This window comes from Ruminococcus sp. MCC718, assembly GCF_018783905.1.
GTDB classification, from domain to species: Bacteria; Bacillota; Clostridia; order Lachnospirales; family Lachnospiraceae; genus Hominisplanchenecus; species Hominisplanchenecus faecis.
The window spans coordinates 1-626 of record NZ_WQNP01000159.1 but is presented as its reverse complement, the minus strand read 5'-3'; the positions used below and the strand labels follow the sequence as shown (position 1 = coordinate 626).

1 protein-coding gene is annotated in these 626 nt (G+C 44.6%); it reads right to left on the bottom strand.

Annotated features, from left to right (window positions below):
* Nucleotides 1–626 (bottom strand): replication initiation factor domain-containing protein (locus GPK60_RS12760; protein ID WP_215660496.1); only part of this gene is annotated, 626 nt, incomplete at both ends.

Sequence of the window (626 nt, the reverse complement as noted above, 5' to 3'; positions counted from 1 at the left end):
TCTAAAATCACATCTTCGGTTGATGTGGTCTGTTGTTCGATTATCTTGTAGTGCTTTTCCGTCAGTTTCGTGGATTTACGGATTTCTTTCAGATAATCAATCCCTGTTTTCGCTGTGATTGTTTCCAGCATTTTAAGTGTCGGGTCAACCTGCCGTTGAATCCAGCGTAGGGTTCTGTCCAGTGTGTAGGGTTCGGGTTTGGTCGTGAGCTTTAACGGCTCTCTGTTTTCCCCGATGAACCACGCCCAGCGGACAGATAATTTCCAGTCGCTCCGTTTCTTGTCTGCTTTCTTATCCACAAAGCGTACATAACGGTTGATAATAGAAAATGCCGTCCGTTCAGCGTCATAGTAAGTCAGCAGGTCACGGACAGCATAATAAGCACGTTCATTTTTTAACCGTATTTCAAATCTGTTTTTTATCGGTGCTTCCTCAATGGGAATCCCCAGTTTGATGTACTGTTCATAGCTTTTTTCATAGACACAGAAGTACACCTCACTTTTCAGTGAACCGATATAAAGCGTATAGCCCATACCAGCCTTGTCCTGTTCCTCATGCTTGACCAGTTCGCCGGAAGCATAGGACTTAAAGGAACGGAACACCGATACACATTCCTCATTCCGGCA